The 16,995-nt window shown below is 45.8% G+C and carries 18 protein-coding genes; 4 read left to right on the forward strand and 14 right to left on the reverse strand.

From position 1 onward, the window contains the following. Position 1: 1 nt before the first annotated feature. From pdxJ to rpoE, 10 genes are all read right to left on the reverse strand, one after another. A complete protein-coding gene (pdxJ, locus tag L1D31_RS18500; RefSeq protein WP_239838531.1) occupies positions 2–733 on the reverse strand; it encodes a pyridoxine 5'-phosphate synthase in 732 nt (243 codons plus the stop codon). Further along, the gene (gene recO / locus L1D31_RS18505) at positions 730–1,458 is read right to left on the reverse strand and encodes a DNA repair protein RecO (protein ID WP_239838532.1); all 729 of its coding nucleotides are present in this window, start codon (positions 1,456–1,458) and stop codon (positions 730–732) included. Before recO ends, pdxJ begins: the two co-directional genes overlap by 4 nt. Positions 1,459–1,551: 93 nt before the next feature. Then, positions 1,552–2,526, reverse strand: coding sequence for a GTPase Era (gene era / locus L1D31_RS18510; protein ID WP_239838533.1), 975 nt, complete (start codon positions 2,524–2,526; stop codon positions 1,552–1,554). Beyond that, positions 2,519–3,196, reverse strand: a complete 678-nt coding sequence (rnc, locus tag L1D31_RS18515) for a ribonuclease III (RefSeq protein WP_006957792.1) — start codon at positions 3,194–3,196, stop codon at positions 2,519–2,521. The genes era and rnc overlap by 8 nt, the downstream gene beginning before the upstream one ends. Positions 3,197–3,272: 76 nt before the next feature. Beyond that, the gene (gene lepB, locus L1D31_RS18520; RefSeq protein WP_239838534.1) at positions 3,273–4,169 is read right to left on the reverse strand and encodes a signal peptidase I; all 897 of its coding nucleotides are present in this window, start codon (positions 4,167–4,169) and stop codon (positions 3,273–3,275) included. A gap of 88 nt (positions 4,170–4,257) precedes the next feature. Then, a complete protein-coding gene (gene lepA / locus L1D31_RS18525; protein ID WP_064488703.1) occupies positions 4,258–6,051 on the reverse strand; it encodes a translation elongation factor 4 in 1,794 nt (597 codons plus the stop codon). 105 nt (positions 6,052–6,156) lie between these two features. Then, the gene (locus tag L1D31_RS18530) at positions 6,157–6,627 is read right to left on the reverse strand and encodes a SoxR reducing system RseC family protein (RefSeq protein ID WP_239838535.1); all 471 of its coding nucleotides are present in this window, start codon (positions 6,625–6,627) and stop codon (positions 6,157–6,159) included. Continuing rightward, the gene (gene rseB / locus L1D31_RS18535; protein ID WP_239838536.1) at positions 6,624–7,589 is read right to left on the reverse strand and encodes a sigma-E factor regulatory protein RseB; all 966 of its coding nucleotides are present in this window, start codon (positions 7,587–7,589) and stop codon (positions 6,624–6,626) included. The genes L1D31_RS18530 and rseB overlap by 4 nt, the downstream gene beginning before the upstream one ends. After that, positions 7,586–8,215 (reverse strand): RseA family anti-sigma factor, encoded by a 630-nt coding sequence (locus L1D31_RS18540; RefSeq protein ID WP_239838537.1) that lies wholly within the window; start codon positions 8,213–8,215, stop codon positions 7,586–7,588. Before L1D31_RS18540 ends, rseB begins: the two co-directional genes overlap by 4 nt. Before the next feature lie 26 nt (positions 8,216–8,241). After that, positions 8,242–8,820 carry an RNA polymerase sigma factor RpoE gene (gene rpoE / locus L1D31_RS18545; RefSeq protein ID WP_006957798.1) on the reverse strand — a complete coding sequence of 193 codons (579 nt, stop codon included), beginning with the start codon at positions 8,818–8,820 and terminating at the stop codon, positions 8,242–8,244. Positions 8,821–9,205: 385 nt separating this feature from the next. Between rpoE and nadB the strand changes: the two genes are divergently transcribed. Then, positions 9,206–10,822: an L-aspartate oxidase gene (nadB, locus tag L1D31_RS18550; RefSeq protein ID WP_239838538.1), complete on the forward strand. Its 1,617-nt coding sequence runs from the start codon at positions 9,206–9,208 to the stop codon at positions 10,820–10,822. A 381-nt stretch (positions 10,823–11,203) separates the two neighbouring features. On the opposite strand, the gene L1D31_RS18555 is transcribed toward nadB, so the two are convergent. Continuing rightward, positions 11,204–11,464: a succinate dehydrogenase assembly factor 2 gene (locus L1D31_RS18555; RefSeq protein ID WP_239838539.1), complete on the reverse strand. Its 261-nt coding sequence runs from the start codon at positions 11,462–11,464 to the stop codon at positions 11,204–11,206. Between the two features lie 188 nt (positions 11,465–11,652). On the opposite strand from L1D31_RS18555, the gene ygfZ reads away from it, so the two are divergent. The 3 genes from ygfZ to L1D31_RS18570 all read left to right on the forward strand — a co-directional run bounded on the left by ygfZ (position 11,653) and on the right by L1D31_RS18570 (position 13,917). After that, positions 11,653–12,621, forward strand: a complete 969-nt coding sequence (ygfZ, locus tag L1D31_RS18560; RefSeq protein WP_239838540.1) for a tRNA-modifying protein YgfZ — start codon at positions 11,653–11,655, stop codon at positions 12,619–12,621. Next, the gene (locus L1D31_RS18565) at positions 12,611–13,084 is read left to right on the forward strand and encodes a YbaK/EbsC family protein (protein WP_239838541.1); all 474 of its coding nucleotides are present in this window, start codon (positions 12,611–12,613) and stop codon (positions 13,082–13,084) included. The genes ygfZ and L1D31_RS18565 overlap by 11 nt, the downstream gene beginning before the upstream one ends. Before the next feature lie 626 nt (positions 13,085–13,710). Then, positions 13,711–13,917, forward strand: a complete 207-nt coding sequence (locus tag L1D31_RS18570; RefSeq protein ID WP_239838542.1) for a DUF1107 domain-containing protein — start codon at positions 13,711–13,713, stop codon at positions 13,915–13,917. A gap of 55 nt (positions 13,918–13,972) precedes the next feature. Here the strand turns inward: L1D31_RS18570 and L1D31_RS18575 are convergent, their stop codons facing one another. From L1D31_RS18575 to L1D31_RS18585, 3 genes are read right to left on the reverse strand one after another with little or no spacing between them, the layout of a single operon-like run. Further along, positions 13,973–15,199 carry an FAD-dependent 2-octaprenylphenol hydroxylase gene (locus L1D31_RS18575; protein ID WP_239838543.1) on the reverse strand — a complete coding sequence of 409 codons (1,227 nt, stop codon included), beginning with the start codon at positions 15,197–15,199 and terminating at the stop codon, positions 13,973–13,975. Between the two features lie 25 nt (positions 15,200–15,224). Then, positions 15,225–16,403, reverse strand: coding sequence for a 2-octaprenyl-6-methoxyphenyl hydroxylase (gene ubiH, locus L1D31_RS18580; RefSeq protein WP_239838544.1), 1,179 nt, complete (start codon positions 16,401–16,403; stop codon positions 15,225–15,227). A 12-nt stretch (positions 16,404–16,415) separates the two neighbouring features. Beyond that, positions 16,416–16,991 carry a YecA family protein gene (locus tag L1D31_RS18585; RefSeq protein ID WP_239838545.1) on the reverse strand — a complete coding sequence of 192 codons (576 nt, stop codon included), beginning with the start codon at positions 16,989–16,991 and terminating at the stop codon, positions 16,416–16,418. Positions 16,992–16,995: the final 4 nt, after the last annotated feature.

Below are 16,995 nucleotides of genomic sequence, written 5' to 3' on the forward strand. Positions count from 1 at the left end.
GTTATTTACGCGCTTCAACCATCAGTGCTTTCATATCTGCCACCGCCTTATGCAAGCCATCAAATACTGCACGGCCGATGATAGAGTGACCAATGTTCAGTTCGTAGATCTCTGGAATAGCAGCAATAGGGGCCACGTTGTGATAAGTCAGGCCATGGCCTGCATTCACGGTAATGCCTAAGTCAGCCGCATAGCTTGCACCAGCAGCGATTTTCTTTAGCTCATCCTGCTGATCAGCATCATTTTCGGCATCCGCATAATGGCCAGTATGAAGCTCAATGTATGGCGCACCACACGCTTTGGCTGCATCAATCTGTTCGCGGTCAGCATCAATAAATAGGGACACTTTAATACCTGCGTCCGTCAATGTTTTAGTGGCAGCTTTAATCTTCTCTAAGTGACCAGCCACATCTAAGCCGCCTTCTGTGGTTAATTCTTCACGTTTTTCTGGTACAAGGCACACGTATTCAGGCTGAGTTTGCAGGGCGATCTCAACCATTTCATCCGTCACGGCCATCTCAAGGTTCATACGAGTTTGGATAGTTTCACGCAGAATACGTACATCACGATCAACAATATGGCGGCGATCTTCTCGCAAATGAATGGTGATACCGTCCGCTCCAGCACGCTCTGCCACTTCTGCTGCATGAACCGGATCTGGGTACTTAGTACCACGAGCGTTACGTAATGTCGCAATATGATCGATGTTAACACCCAGGTAAATTGAACTCATTTTCCAATACTCCGTGATTTGGGCGCTAAAATTTGCATAAATAGCTCCCGACTCTTTAATGGTTTGCCGCCAAGATACGGCTTTAATGCTATACGTGTAAAGCGTTTTGCCGCTTTAAGTTGTTCTTTTGTGGTGAACCTTCGCTCACTAATCGCAATCAGTTCATTCCCCAAAAAGGTTAAGTTATCGCGTCGGACAGAGGCGATAAAACCCTTCTGCTCCCGATAGCGATAGGTCATGTCTGGATCAATCGCATCTCCAGTGCCCGCACAATGTAAAAAATCAACGCCATACCCCATGGCTGACAGCATAGCTAACTCGAAACGTCGCAATGCCGGTTCTGGATTATCACACTGAGCCAACTCAGTCAGCGCATGAAGGTAATCATGGAATAAGGCTGGCATCGGTACTTCTGCCATCAAGATACGTCCAATCAACTCATTTACGTACATCGCTGAATACAGGTTGATTCCGCTAAGAGGCAATCCAAGGCTGATAGGTTCTGCTTGGCGCAGTGTTTTCATCGAACCTTTCCCAGACCACTTGAGAAGTAAAGGTGTGAATGGTTGCAACGCCCCTTTGAGGTTGGAGCGTTTGCTGCGCGCCCCTTTTGACATCAATGTGACGCGTCCAAACTCCTCACTAAAGACATCGAGAATTAAACTCGATTCACTGTAAGGACGACGATGAAGAACAAAGCAGCGCTGTAGGCCTTCTGAAGTCATAGAGAATGCCAAATCAATGTTACATAAAAAATAAGGAGCCTATAGGCTCCTTATGCTAACTCATGTTGGAGCGAAGTGAATTCGCTGCCAAACTTATAAATCGTCGATGTAGCCTAGTGAACGCAGTGCACGTTCATCATCAGCCCAGCCGGATTTCACTTTAACCCAAGTTTCTAGGTACACTTTACGACCAAACAGCTCTTCCATGTCCAGACGTGCTTCACGGCCTATGGTCTTAATTTTCTCGCCGCCTTTACCAATCACCATTTTCTTCTGGCCATTACGTTCAACCAAAATCAACGCATTGATATGGAAACCATCGGTTTCAGGGTTGTAGTCAAAGCGCTCAATTTCTACCGTCACCGAATATGGCAGCTCTTCTCCTGTGAAGCGCATGAGTTTCTCACGCACAATTTCCGACGCCATAAAACGCTGAGAACGGTCCGTAACATACTCTTCTGGGAAGTGATGCGCCGCTTTGGGTAGGTGCTCACGTACATGCTTACGCAGCACATCGATATTTTTGCCTTGCTTCGCGGAGATAGGCACCACATCAACGAATTCCATCTTTTTCGACATGTCCATCATGTGCTGCATCACTTCGTTACGATCTTGTACGTTGTCGACTTTGTTGACGCACAACACCACTGGGAAGTTCGACTTCTGCAGCTTAGTCAGCACCATTTCGTCGTCTTTGGTCCAATGTGTGCCATCGACCAGAAAGAACACCAAATTCACATCACTCAGAGATGAGTTAGCCGCGCGGTTCATTAAGCGGTTGATCGCGCGCTTTTCTTCAATGTGAAGACCTGGAGTGTCGACGTAAATCGCCTGATAATCGCCTTCAGTGTCAACCCCCATAATACGGTGACGCGTTGTTTGGGGTTTACGAGAAGTGATCGAAATTTTTTGCCCAAGAATTCGATTGAGTAGTGTTGATTTACCCACATTAGGACGACCAACAATAGCCACAAAGCCACAATGTTGGTTTTCCGGTGAGCTCACTTCACCACTCGATGAGAAAAACGCATCGATATCGAACTCGTTGTTATCTGTTGAATCAGTCATTGCTCAGTTGCTCTAATGCTAGTTCTGCAGCCGCTTGTTCTGCCTTGCGGCGGCTGGTGCCTTTACCTATTACAGGTGATCCGACACCTGCAACTTCACACGACACAGTAAACTGCTGGTTGTGTGCTTCACCTTTAATATTAGTCACTGTGTAGACAGGAAGTGGTTTTCTTCGTCCCTGCAGAAACTCTTGAAGACGTGTTTTCGGGTCTTTCTGAGAAACACCCGGTTGAATCGCTTCAAGGCGTTGCTTATACCAGCTAAGGATAATGCCACGTACCACTTCAATATCACTGTCTAAATAAATGGCACCGATAATGGCTTCAACAGCGTCAGCTAAAATTGAATCACGACGGAAACCACCACTCTTCAATTCACCTGGACCTAATTTTAAGTGATCTCCCAGTTCGAATTCTCGACCGAGCTCCGCCAGCGTGTTACCACGAACAAGTGTCGCGCGCATACGGCTCATATCCCCTTCATTGACTTTAGGGAAACGATGATAAAGATCGTCAGCAATGACAAAACTTAAAATTGAATCGCCCAGAAACTCAAGACGCTCATTGTGTTTTCCATGAGCGCTACGGTGAGTCAGCGCTAAATTAATAAGCTCAGCATCATTGAATTGATAGCCGAGCTTTTTCTCTAGTTTGGCAATAGGAGAATTCATGCTCTCTCAATAATTTCATTTCATTTCTCGTTCAAATGGCGCGACTACTTGAGCCAACGCCACCCATCACGAGAAGTTAGTTAATACCACCGATGCGGTTGAATCTCACACCAGTTGGAATCCATGATGGTAAAACACTATCTGCATCACGTTCGAACTCGAAGCTGATCCAGATACCAACCGCTTTACCAACCAAATTTGCCTCTGGAACAAAGCCCCAATAACGGCTGTCAGCACTATTGTCACGATTATCACCCATCACAAAGTACTGACCTTTAGGTACCACCCACTCATTTACACCACTGCGAGGCTGGTAAGCCGAAACACGGTTAGGGAGTAATGGGTTAACCAAAATCTGGTGTTCAACCTCCCCCAGTTTTTCGTTCAGTTGAATCAGAGGTACGCCATCTTGGATAAATGGGCTTTCTTCCACATTTGATAAGGGAACCTGAGTACATTGGCTCTCACCTTTAGGCTGAATACATACTTCTTTCTTATTGCTGTAGCGAACCGTATCACCCGGTAGGCCAACAACGCGCTTGATGTAGTCAATGTTTGGCTGAGGTGGGTATTTGAATACCACGATGTCACCACGCTCTGGCTTACCCGTTTCAACTAGTTGTGTACGCCACACTGGGTCCTTTAGACCGTATGCGTATTTCTCAACCAGAATGAAATCTCCCACCAATAAAGTCGGCATCATTGAGCCTGAAGGAATCTGAAATGGTTCGTAAATGAAAGAACGAAGCACTAACACTGCCGCAATGACAGGGAAGATAGAAACACTGTTTTCAATCCACCATGGTTGTTTTTCCACTTGCTCTGCGGTTTCAGCATCAAGACCATTGGTTTGAGCTTCAACAGAGGCGAGCCGAGTTTGACGCTTTTTCGCAAATACCAGCTTTTCCAGCACCCAAACAATACCGGTCACCAGAGTGACAATAACCAGAATCAGTGAAAATGTATTTGCCATTGACTTCCCTTACCTAAAAAATACGAAAGTGAAAGAGCCGAAACCCTTTCACTTAACAAGTTCTTATATTGAGTCGTTACCCAACAAATTAATCTTTACCTACGTGTAAGATCGCTAAGAAGGCTTCTTGAGGCAGTTCTACGTTACCGATCTGCTTCATACGTTTCTTACCTTCTTTCTGCTTCTTCAGTAGCTTTTTCTTACGGCTCACGTCACCGCCATAACATTTTGCGATCACGTTCTTACGCAGCTGCTTAACTGTAGAGCGGGCAATAATATGGTTACCAATCGCAGCCTGAATCGCAATATCAAACATCTGACGTGGAATGAATTCTTTCATCTTCTCTACCAGCTGACGACCACGAGTCTGAGATTGATCTTTGTGCGTAATCAATGCCAGTGCGTCCACTTTGTCACCGTTGAGAAGTACATCTACACGAACCATGTTAGACGCTTCAAAACGCTGGAAGTTGTAATCCAGAGACGCATAACCTCGAGAGGTTGATTTCAGACGATCAAAGAAATCGAGTACTACTTCCGCCATCGGAATATCGTAAGTCACAGCGACTTGGTTACCGTGATATACCATATCAACCTGAACGCCACGCTTCTCAACACATAGAGTAATCACATTACCTAAGTAATCTGAAGGTACAAGGATGTTACAACGCGCAATCGGCTCACGAATTTCTTCTATATCATTCACTGCTGGTAGCTTAGCTGGGCTATCAACGTAAAGAATTTCGCCATCCGTTTGCTCTACTTCGTACACTACCGTTGGCGCAGTGGTAATCAGGTCAAGATCGTATTCACGCTCCAGACGCTCTTGGATGATTTCCATGTGCAGCATGCCAAGGAAACCACAACGGAAACCAAAGCCTAGTGCAGCTGAGTTTTCTGGTTCGTAGAACAGAGACGCATCATTTAGGCTCAGTTTACCTAGTGCATCACGGAAGTTTTCGTAGTCATCCGAAGAGACTGGGAATAGTCCGGCGTATACCTGAGGCTTCACTTTCTTAAACCCTGGCAACGGCTCTTCACAGCCATGCTTTGCTAGCGTTAGCGTATCACCAACAGGCGCACCTAGGATATCTTTGATACCACAAACAACCCAACCGACTTCACCCGTTTGCAGTTCTGTCGTGTCTTCCTGCTTAGGTGTGAAGATACCAAGACGATCCACACCCCAAACTTGGCCAGTGCTCATCACCTTGATCTTATCGTTCTTCTTCAGGACGCCATTTTTAATACGGACCAGAGATACAACACCTAGGTAGTTATCAAACCAAGAGTCAATGATCAAAGCTTGCAGTGGTGCTTCTGGATCACCTTCTGGTGCCGGAATTGCAGAGACTATGTTTTCTAGTACGTCTTCAATACCTAGGCCTGTCTTAGCCGAACAGCGCGTGGCTTCCATCGCATCGATACCAACAATTTCTTCGATCTCTTCTGCTACTCGCTCAGGATCCGCAGCAGGTAGATCGATCTTGTTCAGAATTGGCACCACTTCCAGATCCATTTCGATCGCGGTATAGCAGTTAGCCAACGTCTGAGCTTCAACACCCTGACCGGCATCAACCACCAGCAACGCACCTTCACATGCAGCTAGAGAGCGAGACACTTCGTAGGCAAAGTCAACGTGCCCTGGAGTATCGATGAAGTTCAATTGGTAGGTTTCACCGTCTTTAGCGGTATAGTTGAGTGTCACACTTTGAGATTTAATAGTGATGCCACGCTCACGTTCAAGGTCCATGGAGTCCAGAACCTGAGCTGCCATTTCACGGTCACTCAATCCACCACAGTCTTGGATCAAACGGTCTGATAGGGTCGACTTACCATGGTCGATGTGGGCGATAATCGAAAAGTTACGAATGTGCTTCATGATTTGGTGTGACTAAACTCTTTAAAATAGGGACATAAGAAAGCCGTCTTGTGACGGCGTTTCAATCAAGTTGGCAGATTCTACCCAATTTCTGTGCACTTCGCACTAGCTAATTGGTTCTCCCAAAACCCGAAGTAATATAACGTCTCGCAGTGACTGGCGCTCAAAATTGGCGGCTAGAGTTTTTGCGCCATAAATGCCTACCACAGTAAAGATAGCAGATGTCAGGATGGCGATACCCTCGCCAAGACCAAACGCAGGCGCTAATAGCCACTGTCCAACAACAGCCCCTAGGATCAAGGCAAACAATGGGACTAAATAAACCACCGCGGCAGATTGCAGCAGGCTTTTTTCCGGCAAGCCAATTTCCACCACTTGGCCTTCTTTAACTCTTTTACTGGTCACTAGGTGCCAGTGCAGAGACTTGTTCCCCACCGCTTTCGAAACAATGCCGGTACCACAGCTTTTTTGCGATGAGCAGCTGCTGCAGCTGGTTTGCTGTTCACAACTCAGCTCCACATCATAGCCCTTAGGTCCTGATTTCACTGCAGATACTGTCGCTAAAGCAGTCATCATTGCGTGGCACTCGCTTGTTTATTGATGGTAACCGATTGAGCAATTCGCTTAGCGGTTGCAGGTGGGATATCCCCGATCACAGAGATCTCTTTGTCACCTTTTACGAAGCTGTGAAGTGTACGGCGCCCCTGACGAACCAGTTGACCTTTAAGTGAGTAATTGTCACTCTCAGACACATAGATGGAAAAACTAAACAGACCATCAGTGTACATCTGAGTTTCGACCATGCGGTTAGTATTCGCCATTCGATAACGGTTCAACTCTTTGGATTCAAACCCTTTGGGAATCCAGCCGACCGTCCAAAAGCTTTTCTCTAGCTCGCCTTTTGGCAGAGACAATACGTCGGGCAATTTAACGGTATTCAAACCGCTAAGAATGTCAGAAATCTGATCATTCACGCTGTAAGAAATCGTACGAAACTGCTCAAGCACTTCGCCATCACGGTCCACCAGATCAGCCCTCAGAGGCAACTTAGTTTGTTCATCAATCCACAGAATGTAGGAGTAGCGTAGTCCATCTTTTGGCGCAACTCTCAATACCTGACAGGCCGTTCCTGCCTCACGCGCTCGACCAACTTGAACAAAGTCATAGAACTCACTCAATTCATCCACATTGGCATCCAAAAGAGGGATAGTTGGGGCGACCATATTACCCGATTCAATCGTAAATGGCTCAACGCCAGGCTCTATGTAGCTGACCTCATCACCACGACGAATGACTTCTCGTACTGGGCCACTGAGGTAAATAAGATGGGCAAGTTGCTGTTCTTCATCACGAGCGTGACGATACAGCAAAGGTTCGATGCTGTTTTTCTTAATCAGGATATAAGACAGTTCATAATTGAGATGCTGACTGGCTTCGTTCATTTGATGCAACAAAGCCTCTGCAGGTTTGTCTTCTGCAAAGGCTAGTGGCGAGCTCAAACTGAACAGTGTCAGCGCACTGATCAGAAATTTTCTCATTCAACTACCGTTTCTGGGTTGTCATTGTGCTCTGCGGTACTGTCGCTATTTAAACGCAACTGTAACTCATAGTCCTGAAGCATAGCGTTGATACGACGACGTTGCTCCTGAACATTTGCTTCGCTCGTTGCTGATGGTTGTTCAACCGATGAGCGCGTTAAGCTCACTGGCTCTGCGCTACCAGTAAATGGGATAGTTTGTAGCACTGGGAGTTGCTCAGTATCCTGTTGGCCCGATTCACTGCCACCATACTGCTGGACACCGAGAATCACCGCCAATGACACACATGCTGCAACAGCTACTTGACCAAATTGACTGAGCCAAGCAGGTAATTGGCGACGAGCTTGAGAAGGCGTAGGCTGAGCTTCAGTGCGTTGCTCATTGATGTCTGTGACTTTACCTGAAGTAAACGTCGAATGCGCAGGCTCATCTTCTAAAGCAAGTGCAACACTATCGGCAATGTTCCACTCCGGTTTTTCCGGTGCTTCACCTCGCATCACATCACCAATCAAATGGTAATTTTTCCAGATTTTCAGGCTACCTTGGTCATGCTCTAATTCACTAATTAAAGCCTTATCAACCAACTCTCCATCCATGAGTGCTGAAAGTTTTTCTTTGTCAGCCATTCTTTTCACCATTAATGTTACTGGTACTAGCGTTGCAAAAGGGGTTGAATCTTTTTCTCAACCGCTTCACGGGCTCGGAAGATACGTGAACGTACCGTTCCAACAGGACAATCCATCACCGCAGCGATTTCTTCGTAACTCAAGCCATCAAGCTCGCGCAACGTCATTGCAGTTTTTAAGTCATCGGGTAGTGCTTCAATCGCACTGAAAACTACTTGCTTCAATTCCTTGGACAACGTTAAGTTCTCAGGGTTCGATATTTCTTTTAATGCACTACCAGTTTCGTAATATTCAGCTTCTTCAGTATCCACATCTTGCGCAGGCGGTCTTCGGCCTTGAGCAACAATATGGTTTTTCGCAGTATTAACAGCAATTCTATATAACCAAGTATAGAAGGCACTTTCGCCACGAAAGCTTGGTATGGCGCGATATGCTTTAATAAATGCTTCTTGTGCTACGTCAGGCACATCTCCCGGATTGTTGACGTAGCGGGAAATAAGGTTGCACACTTTATTTTGGTATTTAGTGACCAATAGATTAAATGCTTGCTTATCTCCATTCTGAACTCGCTCAATTAACACCTGATCGGTCAGCTGCTCGTTCATTCGAGCGGGTACTCCTATTGTTATTAACCCCTATCTTGTCAGATATGAGCATTAATTATGCAAAATGTAGTATTGACACCACTGCTTACTTGAGCACTATTGTGACTCAGCAATAAATATAAAGTTCAAACTTTCTTCGAATTTTATTTGAGAAGTGATGACCCTATAACTTCTGCCCCAGATTGTGGGGACGAAAGAACTTAAAAGCAATGTTATTTACCAAGAATTGCATTCATTCCAATGCTACTATAGTGAGCTAACTCTGATATTTTCAGGGTTCATGTTGCAATTTAAAAATTGATTTAAAGAGCGAAGCCGCTCTATTACTGACGCTAAAAAGTTGGATTGGCGCCAGTACAACTTAACTCGGGAATTTAAAAGTTTTATGAACGCAAACCGTGAACATCAATGTGATGTGTTAGTGGTAGGTAGTGGCGCAGCCGGTCTGTCTTTAGCGTTACGTGTAGCAGAACAAGGCAAAGTCATTGTATTGAGCAAAGGGCCGAGAAGTGAAGGGGCAACTTATTATGCTCAGGGCGGTATTGCTGCTGTTTTTGATGAGTCAGACAGCATTGAATCTCATGTTCAGGACACACTCGTCGCGGGTGCTGGTCTGTGTGAGCAAGAAACCGTCGAATTTATCGCAAAGAACGCGAAAGAGTGTGTTCAATGGTTAATTGATGGCGGCGTACCTTTTGACCGCGAAGACGGTGATAGTGATGACCAACCTCGTTATCACCTCACACGCGAAGGTGGACATAGCCATCGCCGTATTCTGCATGCTGCTGATGCGACAGGCATGGCCATGCAGACTTCATTGCAAGATAACGCTCACAATCACCCAAATATTACGGTATTAGAACGGCATAATGCCCTAGACCTAATCTGCGAAGATAAGGTGGGTGGCGATAAAAATAAAATTGTTGGTGCTTACATCTGGAACCGAAATCAAGAGCACGTTGAGACGGTGCGAGCAAAATTTGTGGTACTAGCTACGGGTGGCGCATCTAAAGTATACCAATACACTTCAAACCCTGATGTATCCTCAGGGGATGGTATTGCGATTGCTTGGCGAGCGGGCTGTCGAGTCGCCAACATGGAGTTCAATCAGTTCCATCCAACTTGCCTGTATCACCCTGAAGCGAGAAACTTCCTGCTCACCGAAGCTCTGCGTGGAGAAGGCGCTTATCTGCGTCGTCCAGATGGTACTCGCTTTATGCCAGACTTTGATGAAAGAGAAGAGCTGGCACCACGCGATGTCGTCGCGCGTGCAATTGACTTTGAAATGAAGCGATTGGGTGCAGACTGCATGTATTTAGACATCAGCCATAAACCTGCCGACTTTATCGAAAAGCATTTCCCAACCATATATACCCGCTTGATGGATCTTGGTATCGACATGACCAAAGAACCAATTCCGGTTGTACCGGCAGCTCACTACACATGCGGTGGCGTCATGGTCAATAAGCAAGGTGAAACGGATTTATCTCAGTTGTATGCCATTGGCGAAGTCAGTTATACCGGATTGCATGGCGCCAACCGAATGGCATCGAACTCATTACTAGAATGTGTTGTTTATGCATGGTCGGCGGCTAACGATATCATCCGACGTTTAGACGACGCAGAGCTTCCCCCTTCATTACCTGCTTGGGACGAAAGCCAGGTAAGCTGCTCAGATGAAGAGGTGGTAATTCAACACAACTGGCATGAACTGCGCCTCTTTATGTGGGATTACATGGGTATCGTTCGTACCGATAAGCGTCTTGAACGGGCTTTACGCCGCATCCAGCTACTGCAGCAGGAAACCCATGAGTATTACAGTAACTTCAAGGTTTCTAACAACTTACTTGAGCTACGTAATTTACTTCAAGTCGCGGAACTCATGGTTCGCTGCGCTATGGAGCGTAAGGAAAGCCGAGGTTTACATTACACTCTCGACTACCCAGAACTGGCACCGAATAGTGGCCCCACTATTTTGGAACCGAAGAAAATCCAGTTATAAATCGAAGGGGGAACTTAATGTTCCCTTTTTAACAACACTAGTAATTGTCGGTAGTGCTCTTCTGCAACACTATCTCGCCAGAGAATACGTTTTTGCCCACTTTCAAACCATATCAACACACCAAACATAGCCAAGCTCAGCACACTTCTTTTAATATCTAACGGTTTTCCGTCAATCTCACATGTGTAAGCAGAAGAGAAGGTTAAATGGCCTTGTACAGGTTCAGTAATCCATGTTGCTTCACTGTGGTATTGAATCAGTCTAATAAGGATAAAGACTGTAGCAAGCAGAGGTAGATCAGAAGAAATAACAAGGCAACAGGCCAACATCAGGAAAATAGCATTAGCCTGTTGAAATAGAAATGACTTGGTGGCGAAGAGATTAACGCACTTTACTGAGGTTGTGGGCAACAATCTTATCGACCATGGATGCATGACCTAAGTTTTCACTACGACCATGACCCATGATCCAAGTAAACAGATCGGGGTCGTCGCACTCAAGTAACGACACAAAGTCTCTTTGCTCATTGTCTTGGAGTTCGTCAAAACACTCTTCAAAAAACGGCATAATCACGACGTCCAATTCTAGCATTCCGCGGCGGCACGCCCATTTGATTCGCGCTTTTTCTTCCGTGGTGTACATTCTTATTCCTCACCTATTCGGTTGTTTGCGCCGAGTGTAACAATCAAAATTGCCCACAACTACTAACTCAGTCACACTCCCGAGCAAGCTAACAGATTTACACCATTTATCCCTATCACTTCAAAGGTTGTTTCCATCACTCTTTCAGCGCTAACATAGCGCTATTCGATAGCATTCAGGTAATCATCATGGAATGGCAACAAGATTTTGCACCTCTTTCTCTCTCTAGTTCAGATTCTCTTCCCGAACTTGTTCTCACCCACTTAACGTCATGGGGAATGATCACCGCACAAGGCGATGATAAAAAATCTTACCTGCAAGGTCAGGTAACCTGTGATGTGGTTCAACTTGCCGAAGACGAGACAACATTCGGTGCTCACTGTGATGCGAAAGGCAAGGTTTGGAGTGTATTTCGTCTGTTCCACCACCAAGGCGGTTACGCCATGCTACAGCCCAAGTCGGCAATCGAAACAGAGCTGGCGGAATTAAAGAAATACGCCATTTTCTCAAATGTCGAGTTTGCTGAAAGCCACGACGTATTGCTTGGCCTGATTGGTACTAACGCCAATCAAGTCATTGAGGAACTGTCACAGCAAAGTGGAGATGTACGTGCTATCGAAGGTGGCACGGCCCTCAAAATCGACGAACTACGATGGTTGTTAGCCGTTGATAGCGCAACGGCTGCCCAGCTATACCAGTCCATCAATGCGACCAAGGCTTGCGAAGATATCTGGACTTGCCTAGATATTAATGCGGCGATCCCTGCTGTCAGCAAAGAGCACCAAGGCGAACATATTCCACAAGCGTTGAATGTTCAGGCTCTTGGAGGCATCAGCTTTAGCAAAGGTTGTTATACCGGCCAGGAAACCGTCGCTAGAGCAAAATACCGTGGCATGAACAAACGCGCCTTACAGCTCCTAAGAGGTCACTGCGAATCAGAGCTCAAAGCAGGAGCCGAAATAGAGCGTTCCGTCGGTGATAATTGGCGTAGTGCAGGACAACTCATGAGTCATTATCACTTTAATGATGGTATCGCTATTGGCCTTGCGGTTTTACCAAATAACCTCGACGCCGACACACAATTCCGCTTAAAAGATGAACCTAACACCATCTGGACTATGCGACTCCTTCCTTATTCTCTTGAAGATGATGAATAAGGTCGAAACCAAGCTCACCCGCTACTTGACCGAGCAGCGGGTTTCTTTCCAGCTCCTCCCGCATCAATCCCCAGCGATTACGATTGATGATGCCGCTCGGCAACGAGGAGTTAGACCTGCACAGATGGTTAAATCGATCCTATTGCGTGATATGGGTAACTTGTATGCGTTAGCTTGTGCACCAGGTGACCAATCAGTTGATCCTAAAAAAGTGCGGTCATTGCTTGACTGCCGACGAATGACCTGTGTGGATTTATCTATGGTGGAAGCGCTTACAGGTTATCAAATTGGCACCGTCACACCCTTACTGCTTCCGGTTAACATGCCGATCATTTTTGATAACCAAATCTTAAACGAATCCAAAGTCACCATAAGCAGTGGCTCAAATATGGCAGGTTTAGCCCTCCACAGAGACGACTTGATCCGGCTCTGCAACCCGATCTTTGCCGACATCTGCAGGTGATATAACCATCATTTACCTCTTTTGTCACTCATTCCATTTGCATAAAATCGTGATAAACCACTCAATAAAGCACTCCAGTAAAATAAATTATTATTCAAAAATAAAGAATACATAGTCACAATCAATATTTTAGATTAAGCTTATTTTCGTTGGGTAAAGTACGAGCGAATTATGATGTATAGCTTGGTATGTTTAGCTGCTGAGCGATTGAATAGTAATAAGCATACAAATCCTTCTCCAACGAAAAAGTGAATCCACTGATTGTTTCAGGACATCCACTTTTTGTGTAATGCATCTGTGACTATTCGCCCGCATTTTAGCGGGCTTTTTTTATACAAAAAATTTACCGTAAGTTGGCATATTATAAAAAAGTTAAACTATTCTTATAAATGTCATAAATCTCCGGTTTACTATTGCGCTGAGTGATAAGCCGAGATGAGTTCCAGAACCAGAACATAACTGAGGTAATTGTCACAATAAAATGGATATTTATCCGCAGTTTTGCCTACAACAACACAAATATCCAAACAAACACATTTAACTGCATATTCCTCCACCATAATCACATAAAAAACAGGCGGAAAATCGTATACTTTGCAGTGCTTGCTAAACATAAGGATTACTCTATGAGACTGTTTAAGCGCTATACACCAAGTATGATTGCTAAACACGTAAGTCGGCTCTTTAAGGGAAGGATTTATATCTACGGTATTGGTAAGTTTGAATTTGATAACGGTAAACTCGTATTACCGGAAAAGGCTGAGCGACGACATTTCCAGACAGTCAAAGAAGTGAACCAAGAAATAATGAGACTACGCTGCGCATACGCGTAAATAGGAATTAGAAAGGGTTGGCTTTAGCCAACCCTTTGTGATTTACCACAAACAACTAAGGTAATGTCGCCTCATGATATTGCGCTAGCGCTGGGAGCTCACCTTTCAATCCAAGAGCACGTTTCATGATTTCATCTTTCGCTCCTGGCAATTGCCCAACCAACGCCATACCAATGCCTCTCGCCAGCTTCTTCGCAGGGTTATCCCCAGAAAACAGATCTTTAAATCCTTGCATCGCTGCGATCATTTTCGCGGCTTCAGATTTTCTCCAGCGCTCGTAACTACGGAGATTACGTTTAGCACCAATGTCTTCACCTTTACGCCATAGCGTCATCACCTCTTGGGCAAGACTCGCAGCATCCAACAAACCAAGGTTGACGCCCTGCCCCGCTAGCGGGTGAATGGTATGAGCCGCATCCCCCACGAGGGCAACTCGCTCTACGGCAAAGTCTCGCGCATAACGCATTTTGAGTGGGAAAGCGAAGCGTTGTCCGACGACCTCACATAATCCTAGTCGAGCATCAAATTCAGCCGTCAGGGCTTTATTGAATTCAGCATCAGACATTGCCACTAAACTGTCGGCTCGATTCGGTTCGGTAGACCAGACAATCGAACTCATATTGCTTTCACCCATAGGTAAAAAAGCCAGCGGTCCTTGTGATGTAAAGATCTGACGCGCAACTCTGTCGTGCGTTTCTGCTGTCCAAACATTCGCTACAACAGCGCTATGCCCATAGTCCCAGTGCGTTAAAGGAATATCTTGCTGCTTACGCACCCAAGAATTAGCCCCATCCGCACCAACAACCAACTTAGCAGTCAGGGACTGACCGTTATCCAACGTTAACCAAGCTTCACTTTCACCAATGGCCATCGAACTGCATTTTGTTGGCATAAATAAGCTAACGTTTGACTGCTGCTTGACCTGCTCAAGCAATGATAGCTGAATCACACGGTTTTCAACAATATGCCCCAAGTCTGGCTGGGCTAACTTCTGAGCATCAAACTCAATCCGGGCAAAGCTATCTTGCTCCCATACTTCCATGGCTGAATACGGTGCGGCGCGACGCTGAACGATGCCATTCCATGCGCCTAGGTTACGTAATATATTTTCACTTGAACGGCTCAAAGCTGAGACGCGGACATCTGGTAGCTCAGCCAGTTCACTATCCGGAACACGGCTTTCGATTACTGCTATACGCAGGTCAGTCTCTTTAAACGCCGCCGCCAAAGCTAGACCGACCATGCCTCCACCGACAATTGCAATATCAACGCTTTGCATCATCTGAATTCAATCCTTATTCAATCTGCTAGCGAAAAACTAAACCCAAAGTTCTCGCTAATAAAGGGGCTTTTAAAGCTGGAATATTGTCCATCGCTGCTAAACTGACATTTCGGCCAATACGCATCGAAAGGTAGTCATTGGAAAAAATATGCACCAAAGACGAAGTCAAAGTGATGGTCGCGCGGCGGTCACTCTCACGACGATGCTTAAACTGGCGTAAAACCGAGTATGCACCTGGATCATGCTCATGATTGGCAATCGCTTCGGCTAATGTCGCAACATCCCGGATCCCTAAATTGAAGCCTTGTCCAGCGATTGGGTGCAGCGTCTGGGCAGCATTCCCCACAAGGGCAAATCGATGAGAAGTGTTCTGCGATCTGTAACGTAACAGCAATGGATAGTCAGCTCGTTGTCCGACTTTTTCCAGCTTACCCAGTCTCCAGCCGAAAGCCTGCTGCAACTCTTCAAGAAATGCGTCTTCACTCAGAGACATGATTCGCTGTGCATCATCTGAGCTTAAACACCAAACTAACGACATTCGCTGTTCGCTCATTGGTAACAAGGCGACTGGACCAGATGCAGTGAACCTCTCAAACGCACGACCTTGGTGAGCTTGAGCTGTTTTGATATTGGCAATCACTGCTACTTGCTCAAAATCATGCTCGTTGAGCTCTAATCCGATTTGCTGGCAACAGGTTGATACCGCACCATCAGCAGCGACTAATAGCTTTCCACTGATCACCTGCCCATTATCAAGAGAAACATGCACTTCTTCCTGCAAACGTTCAACACGGTTCACCGATGCAGGGCAAAGCAGAGTAATATTAGGATCTTGAGCCGCTTTATCATGATACAAGCGACCAATATCCGCTAACTCGACCACATAGCCTAGAGCTTCTACACCCACTGCTTTATGGTCGATGTCTGTCATGCCTGCATGCGAGCGATCGGATACATGAATATGTTCAATGGCGGTCGCGAATTTTGAAATGTCTTCCCACAGCTCGAATTGCTTTAAAATATTTACGGTGCCATATGATAGAGCGATAGAACGGGAGTCAAAGCCTGGGTGAGCTTGGTGATCAGCTTTATAAGGCTCAATAACTGCAATAGAAATCGGCCGTCGAGAAAGTGTATTAATCGCTAATGCCAGCGTCATACCCGCCATTGCACCACCAGCAATTACAACATCAAACTGCTTCATGGGAAGTCCTGATTAGTGGATAGTTGGTGCTTTTTGTTCTGCTGGCTTTTGGCCAAATTCAGAATGAATAGTCAGCGCACAAGCTTTAACGTGCTCAATCACTTGCTCCAATAACAGCGCCTGCTCTTCCATGTCATCATCTTCATCAATGCCAAGCTTGGCAATCTCTTCCAGATCGGCCAGCGCTTCTTTGGCATCCTTAGACGCTTTCTTCAGCTCAGCACCAACTAACCCCAGACCCGAAATGAAGTGATTGACCCATTCTGCGACACCATCTGCTGTGTCAAACAAGCTAGCACTAGCTTCTTCGTCTGGAATCAACATCGAAATATTCATTCCTGAACCTGTAAACTCTACGATCGTCGCCTCTAATGTAGCTTCAGCCAACTGCAAAGATTTTGTCGGCCAGCCCATACCATCATTGGTGTAATCAAAGATAAGAGGTTGCCAGCTTTTGTCGGTTAAACTCAAACCACCACTTAACATTCCAGCCAATAAGCCGTGCAGTTCCGAAGGGTTGACGGCCAATCCAGCTGACTGAAGTTCACTTGCCAAAGTTAGGTATTCTGGCAGATTGCGTTCGCTCATAAAG

The sequence above is a fragment of the Vibrio sp. Isolate23 genome (genome assembly GCF_022398095.1).
Taxonomy (GTDB): Bacteria; Pseudomonadota; Gammaproteobacteria; order Enterobacterales; family Vibrionaceae; genus Vibrio; species Vibrio coralliilyticus_A.